We start from the raw sequence: 6,521 nt of genomic DNA, 5'->3' as shown, positions 1-6,521 counted from the left end.
CCATTAATAAAGATACGAAGGCAGCTTGAAAGTGTTGAATTGGCAAACCAATCTAAAAACTTTCGGGCAGTCTGAAGTTTAAAAAACTCCTAAAATCAAAAAGGTTCATCCAAAATGAACGACATGACTTTATATCTCATCATTGCCCTCGTGCCTTTGGCAGGCTCGCTGATTGCGGGTTTGTTCGGCAATAAAATCGGACGTGCCGGCGCGCATACGGTTACGATACTCGGCGTGGCGGTGTCCGCCGTGTTGTCGGCTTATGTGCTGTGGGGCTTTATCGACGGCAGCCGCGCCAAGTTTGACGAGAATGTCTATACCTGGCTGACGATGGGCGGTTTGGATTTTTCCGTCGGCTTCTTGGTCGATACGATGACGGCGATGATGATGGTCGTGGTAACGGGCGTGTCGTTGATGGTGCATATCTACACCATCGGCTATATGCACGATGAAAAAGTCGGCTACCAACGCTTCTTCAGCTATATTTCTTTGTTTACATTCAGCATGTTGATGCTGATTATGAGCAACAACTTCGTCCAGCTCTTCTTCGGTTGGGAAGCGGTGGGCTTGGTGTCGTATCTCTTAATCGGTTTCTATTTCAAACGTCCGAGCGCGATTTTTGCCAACCTGAAAGCCTTTTTGATCAACCGTGTCGGCGACTTCGGTTTTTTGCTCGGTATCGGCTTGGTGCTTGCCTATTTCGGCGGCAGCCTGCGTTATCAGGACGTATTCGCCTATCTGCCCAACGTACAAAATGCCACCATCCAGCTTTTCCCCGGTGTGGAATGGTCTTTGATTACCGTAACCTGTTTGCTCTTGTTTGTCGGTGCGATGGGTAAATCGGCACAATTCCCGCTGCATGTCTGGCTGCCCGATTCGATGGAAGGCCCGACCCCGATTTCTGCATTGATTCACGCCGCAACCATGGTTACGGCAGGTCTGTTCATGGTGTCGCGTATGTCGCCGATTTACGAAATGAGCAGCACCGCGCTGTCGGTCATTATGGTGATTGGCGCGATTACCGCCCTGTTTATGGGCTTCTTGGGCGTGATTCAAAACGACATCAAGCGCGTGGTTGCGTATTCCACCCTGTCGCAACTGGGCTATATGACCGTGGCTCTGGGTGCGTCCGCCTATTCCGTGGCGATGTTCCACGTCATGACCCACGCCTTCTTTAAAGCCTTGCTGTTCCTGGCGGCGGGTAGCGCCATTATCGGTATGCACCACGACCAAGACATGCGCCACATGGGCAATCTGAAAAAATACATGCCGATTACTTGGCTGACCATGCTGATCGGTAACTTGTCGCTGATCGGTACGCCGTTCTTCTCCGGCTTCTACTCCAAAGATTCGATTATCGAAGCGGCGAAATACAGCACCCTGCCGGGCAGCGGCTTTGCCTATTTCGCCGTCCTCGCCAGCGTGTTCGTTACCGCGTTTTACGCGTTCCGCCAATACTTTATGGTGTTCCACGGCGAAGAAAAATGGCGCAGCCTGCCCGAACACCATTCGGACGACCATGGCGAAGAACATCACGGCTTGGGCAAAAACGACAATCCGCATGAAAGCCCGCTGGTCGTTACCCTGCCGCTGATTCTGCTTGCGATTCCGTCCGTCATTATCGGCTACATCGCCATCGAACCCATGCTCTACGGCGATTTCTTCAAAGACGTGATTTTCGTCAATGCCGACGCGCATCCGACCATGCACATCATGAAAGAAGAGTTCCACGGCGCATTGGCGATGGTGTCGCACAGCCTGCATTCGCCCGTCCTCTACCTCGCAATCGCAGGCGTATTGAGCGCATGGCTTTTGTACGTCAAACTGCCGCACCTGCCCGCCAAAATCGCGCAGACGTTCCGTCCGGTTTACGTTTTGTTTGAAAACAAATACTACCTCGACGCCCTGTATTTCAACGTCTTCGCCAAAGGCACGCGCGCATTGGGCAACTTCTTTTGGAAAGTCGGCGATACCGCCATTATCGACAACGGCATCGTCAACGGCTCCGCTAAACTGGTCGGCGCGATTGCCGCTCAGATACGCAAAGTCCAAACCGGCTTTATCTACACCTACGCCGCCGCTATGGTGTTCGGCGTATTGGTCTTGCTCGGCATGACTTTCTGGGGCTTGTTCAGATAAAGGCAGAGTTTCAGACGACCTGTCCGTAGTCGGTTTAGAGGTCGTCTGAAAAAGGAAACACGAGAAACAATGGTTGAAGACAAATTACCGCAAACCCTAGACGAAGTCCGCGAAGCCATCGACGGTTTGGACAAGGAATTAATAGAATTGCTCGCCCGCCGGCAGAAGCTGGTGCGGCAGGCAGGCCGTCTGAAACCTAAAAATAATGTGCAGGCGGTTTCCGCGCCCGAACGGGTGGCACAAGTGATTGCCTCGCGCCGCGCCTACGCCGAAAAGGCCGGTTTGTCGCCCGAAGTAGCCGAAGCAGTTTGGCGCAGTATGATTGATGCGTTCATTAAGCTTGAGATGGAAACCAACCGTACCGACGGGGCGTAGCCAACATTTCGGTCATAATTGATTTACTTGGATAGATACGGAATTTGCCGACTGCCGTCATTCCCGCGCAGGCGGGAATCCAGACCTATCGGCGCATAAACCTGTCAAGGAAAAAGGTTTCCTAAAATCTACGTTCTGGATTCCCGCCTGCGCGGGAATGACGGGATTTAATAAACAGTTGTATCGATAGGTTTATCTAGATACAGAATCAAAGAGACGCGAAAATGCCCGACACGCACACCATCCGCTCCGCCGAATTTACCGCTCCCCGAGCATGGGGCGCACTCGACATCGCCAAGATGAACGGCACCACCGTGCGCCTGCATTGGACGGATCAGCCCTACAAATGGCATGTCAACGACGGCGAGGAAGTGTTTGCCGTGATGGACGGCGAAGTCGATATGCACTACCGAGAAAACGGCGAAGAACACATCGTTCGGTTGACAAGCGGCGACATCTTCTACGCAGGAATCGGTACGGAACACGTCGCCCATCCATGCGGCGAAGCGCGGATTTTGGTGATCGAGAAAGAAGGCAGCGTTTGAGGTCGTCTGAAAAAGAAAACCATTCAAGTTGTAGGTCGGATACTTGTATCCGACATGAAAAAGAAAATAGTAAAGCGTGTCGGATTCGAGAATCCGACCTACGGCTGGAAGATTTGGCAGAATTAGCTTGAGACAAATAGCAGAAGCCTGAACAAACCTTTTTCAGACGACCTACTGAAACGTCGTCTGAAAAACCAAACCACACAACTATATTTTTATTTTAACCACAGGTTAACCACTATGTTTTCCAACTACCTACTCAGCTTGGCAATATGGATACCCATCGCTGCGGGCGTGCTGGTTTTGGCGACGGGGCCGGACAGCCGTGCGCCGCTTGCCCGCGTGCTCGCTTTAATCGGTGCGCTTGCCGGTTTCTTGGTAACGCTGCCCTTGTTTACGGGTTTCGACCGTTTGAGCGGCGGCTATCAGTTTACCGAGTTCCACGAGTGGATTCCGCTTTTGCGAATCAACTATTCGCTGGGTGTGGACGGTATTTCGGTGCTGTTTGTCATTCTGAACGCGTTTATCACGCTGATGGTTGTGCTGGCGGGTTGGGAAGTGATTCAGAAGCGTCCGGCGCAGTATATGGCGGCGTTTTTAATCATGTCGGGCCTGATTAACGGCGCGTTTTCGGCACGGGATGCCCTGCTGTTTTATGTGTTCTTCGAGGGTATGCTGATTCCGCTATACCTGATTATCGGCGTGTGGGGCGGTCCGCGCCGCGTGTATGCGTCGGTGAAGCTGTTTCTCTATACGCTGATGGGTTCGTTACTGATGCTGGTGGCGATTGTGTACCTGTCTTACCAAGTCGGCGGCTTTTCGATTGAGGATTTCCAAAACATCAAACAGATTCCGCTGGGCGTGCAACAGCTTTTGTTTGTGGCGTTCTTCCTGTCGTTTGCGGTGAAAGTGCCGATGTTCCCCGTGCACACTTGGCTGCCGGATGCCCACGTTGAGGCGCCGACCGGCGGTTCGATGGTGTTGGCGGCGATTACGCTGAAATTGGGCGCATACGGCTTTTTGCGCTTCATCCTGCCGATTCTGCCCGACGCGTCGCGCTATTTCGCGCCTGTCATCATCGTGTTGAGCCTGATTGCGGTGGTGTATATCGGCATGGTCGCGCTGGTGCAGACCGATATGAAAAAACTGGTGGCGTATTCGTCCATCAGCCATATGGGTTTCGTTACCTTGGGGATGTTCTTGTTTGTTAACGGGCAGTTGAACGACTGGGCGTTGAAAGGTGCGGTCATTCAGATGATTTCGCACGGTTTCGTGTCGGCAGCGATGTTTATGTGCATCGGTGTGATGTACGACCGCCTGCACACGCGCAATATCGCCGATTACGGCGGCGTGGTGAACGTGATGCCCAAGTTTGCGGCGTTTATGATGCTGTTTGCGATGGCAAACGCGGGTCTGCCGGCGACTTCGGGCTTCGTGGGCGAGTTTATGGTGATTATGGGCTCGGTCAAAGTGAATTTCTGGGTGGGCGCGCTGGCGGCGCTGACGCTGATTTACGGTGCGTCTTACACGCTGTGGATGTATAAGCGCGTGATTTTCGGCGCGGTCGGTAATCCGCACGTTGCCGATATGAAAGACATCAACTGCCGCGAATTTGCGATTCTGGCGATTTTGGCGGTTGCGGTATTGGGTATGGGCCTGTATCCGCAGGCATTTATCGAAGTGGTGCATCAGGCGGCAAACGATTTGATTGCCCATGTGGCGCAAAGCAAGATTTGAGGTGTGCGAATGAACTTGATTGATTTGAACTTAATGCCTGCCATGCCCGAAATCGTGCTGTTTGCGCTGCTGATTGCCGTATTGCTGGCAGATTTGTGGATTAGCGATAAAAACCGCTATCTGACCCATCTGATGAGCTTGGGAACCGTTATTATCGTAGCGGTTACGCAGCTGGCGGTGTGGGAGCAGGGCAGTACGCTGGCGTTTCACGGGATGTATATCGCCGACGGCATGTCGCGCCTGTCCAAACTGGTGCTGTACGGGCTGACCTTCGGGCTGTTTATTTACAGCAAACCGTACAATCAGGCGCGCGGTATTTTTAAAGGCGAGTTTTACACTTTGTCGCTTTTTGCCCTGTTAGGCATGAGCGTGATGGTGAGCGCGGCGCATTTCCTGACCGCCTATATCGGTTTGGAACTTTTGTCGCTGTCGCTTTACGCCATGATTGCGCTGCGCCGCGATTCCGGCCGCTCCGCCGAAGCCGCTCTCAAATATTTCGTCTTGGGCGCGCTGGCTTCCGGCCTGTTGCTCTACGGCATTTCGATGGTCTACGGCGCGACGCATTCGCTCGACTTCGCCACTGTTTTGGCGTCGTCGTACAGCGAGATCGCCAACGAATGGCTGTTGAAACTGGGGTTGGTGTTTATCGTCGTGGCGATAGCGTTCAAACTGGGCGCAGTGCCGTTTCATATGTGGGTGCCCGACGTGTATCACGGTGCGCCGACATCCGTTGCCGCCTTTATCGGTACGGCACCGAAAATTGCCGCTGTGATGTTTGCCTTCCGTATTTTGCTGACCGGTTTTGGCGAAGTGCATCAATACTGGGCGCCTATGTTTGCCGTCCTTGCCGTTGCGTCGCTTGTGGTCGGTAATCTTGCCGCGATTATGCAGACCAATATCAAGCGGATGCTTGCCTATTCGACTGTGTCGCACATGGGCTTTATCCTGCTGGCGTTTATGGCAGGCTCAATCGGCTCTACTGCGGGTCTGTATTACGCCATTACTTACGCTTTGATGGCGGCTGCGGGCTTCGGTATATTGATGGTATTGTCCACCGACAATATCGAGTGTGAAGAAATCAAAGATTTGGCAGGTTTGAACCAACGCCATGCTTGGTTTGCCTTACTGATGCTGCTGGTCATGTTCTCTATGGCAGGTATTCCGCCGCTGATGGGCTTCTACGCCAAATTCGGCGTCATCATGGTGTTGCTGAAATTCCATTACGTTTGGTTGTCGGTCTTCGCGGTCGTTATGTCCTTAATCGGCGCGTTCTACTACCTGCGCGTGGTTAAAGTCATGTATTTCGACGAACCCACTCATGACCAACCCATCGGCAGCAACTATGCCGCCAAATTCTTCCTAAGCGTCAATGCGTTCTTGTTGGTTTTGTGGGGCGTTATGCCGCAAACGATGATTGACTGGTGCGCAAAGGCTTTGGAAAACACTTTGTAAGACGATAAACCGAAACGGCAGCCGTGTCAGAGGCTGCCGTTTTTGTTAAGATACGCAGCCCAAGATTGTTTTTTCAGACGACCCTTTGAATCAAAGAGGTCGTCTGAAAACAGAAAGACACACCATCATGACCGCATCCATGTACATCCTTTTGGTATTGGCACTCATCTTCGCCAATGCCCCTTTCGTTACCACCAAATTTTTCGGCGTGTTTCCGCTCAAGCGCAAACATTTCGGGCATCACCTCGTCGAATTGGCGGCAGGCTTCATCCT

6 protein-coding genes are annotated in these 6,521 nt (G+C 52.5%); all 6 read left to right on the top strand.

Annotation, left to right across the window (positions count from 1 at the left end; all coding sequences use genetic code 11):
* The first annotated feature begins 114 nt into the window (after positions 1 to 114).
* On the top strand, positions 115 to 2,139 hold the full coding sequence (gene nuoL / locus HMPREF1051_RS09340; RefSeq protein ID WP_003767700.1) for an NADH-quinone oxidoreductase subunit L: 2,025 nt from the start codon (positions 115 to 117) through the stop codon (positions 2,137 to 2,139).
* 69 nt (positions 2,140 to 2,208) lie between these two features.
* Complete coding sequence (locus tag HMPREF1051_RS09335) at positions 2,209 to 2,514, top strand: chorismate mutase (RefSeq protein WP_003767702.1); 306 nt, start codon at positions 2,209 to 2,211, stop codon at positions 2,512 to 2,514.
* 224 nt (positions 2,515 to 2,738) lie between these two features.
* The gene (locus HMPREF1051_RS09330) at positions 2,739 to 3,059 is read left to right on the top strand and encodes a hypothetical protein (RefSeq protein ID WP_003767696.1); all 321 of its coding nucleotides are present in this window, start codon (positions 2,739 to 2,741) and stop codon (positions 3,057 to 3,059) included.
* Between the two features lie 240 nt (positions 3,060 to 3,299).
* Positions 3,300 to 4,796, top strand: coding sequence for an NADH-quinone oxidoreductase subunit M (locus HMPREF1051_RS09325; protein WP_003767703.1), 1,497 nt, complete (start codon positions 3,300 to 3,302; stop codon positions 4,794 to 4,796).
* A gap of 9 nt (positions 4,797 to 4,805) precedes the next feature.
* A complete protein-coding gene (gene nuoN / locus HMPREF1051_RS09320; RefSeq protein WP_003767707.1) occupies positions 4,806 to 6,248 on the top strand; it encodes an NADH-quinone oxidoreductase subunit NuoN in 1,443 nt (480 codons plus the stop codon).
* 127 nt (positions 6,249 to 6,375) lie between these two features.
* The coding region (locus HMPREF1051_RS14530; protein WP_036492798.1) for a DUF2818 family protein at positions 6,376 to 6,521 on the top strand (146 nt) is incomplete at its 3' end.

The sequence above is a fragment of the Neisseria sicca VK64 genome, from assembly GCF_000260655.1.
Taxonomy (GTDB): Bacteria; Pseudomonadota; Gammaproteobacteria; order Burkholderiales; family Neisseriaceae; genus Neisseria; species Neisseria sicca_B.
Note: the sequence above shows the minus strand (reverse complement) of the source record. Positions and strands in the feature narration are given on the sequence as shown.

Coding starts and splice junctions, on each gene's coding strand:
- nuoN (WP_003767707.1), top strand. CDS start 4,806: ATGAACTTGATTGATTTGAACTTAATGCCTGCCATGCCCGAAATCGTG.
- HMPREF1051_RS09330 (WP_003767696.1), top strand. CDS start 2,739: ATGCCCGACACGCACACCATCCGCTCCGCCGAATTTACCGCTCCCCGA.
- nuoL (WP_003767700.1), top strand. CDS start 115: ATGAACGACATGACTTTATATCTCATCATTGCCCTCGTGCCTTTGGCA.
- HMPREF1051_RS09325 (WP_003767703.1), top strand. CDS start 3,300: ATGTTTTCCAACTACCTACTCAGCTTGGCAATATGGATACCCATCGCT.
- HMPREF1051_RS09335 (WP_003767702.1), top strand. CDS start 2,209: ATGGTTGAAGACAAATTACCGCAAACCCTAGACGAAGTCCGCGAAGCC.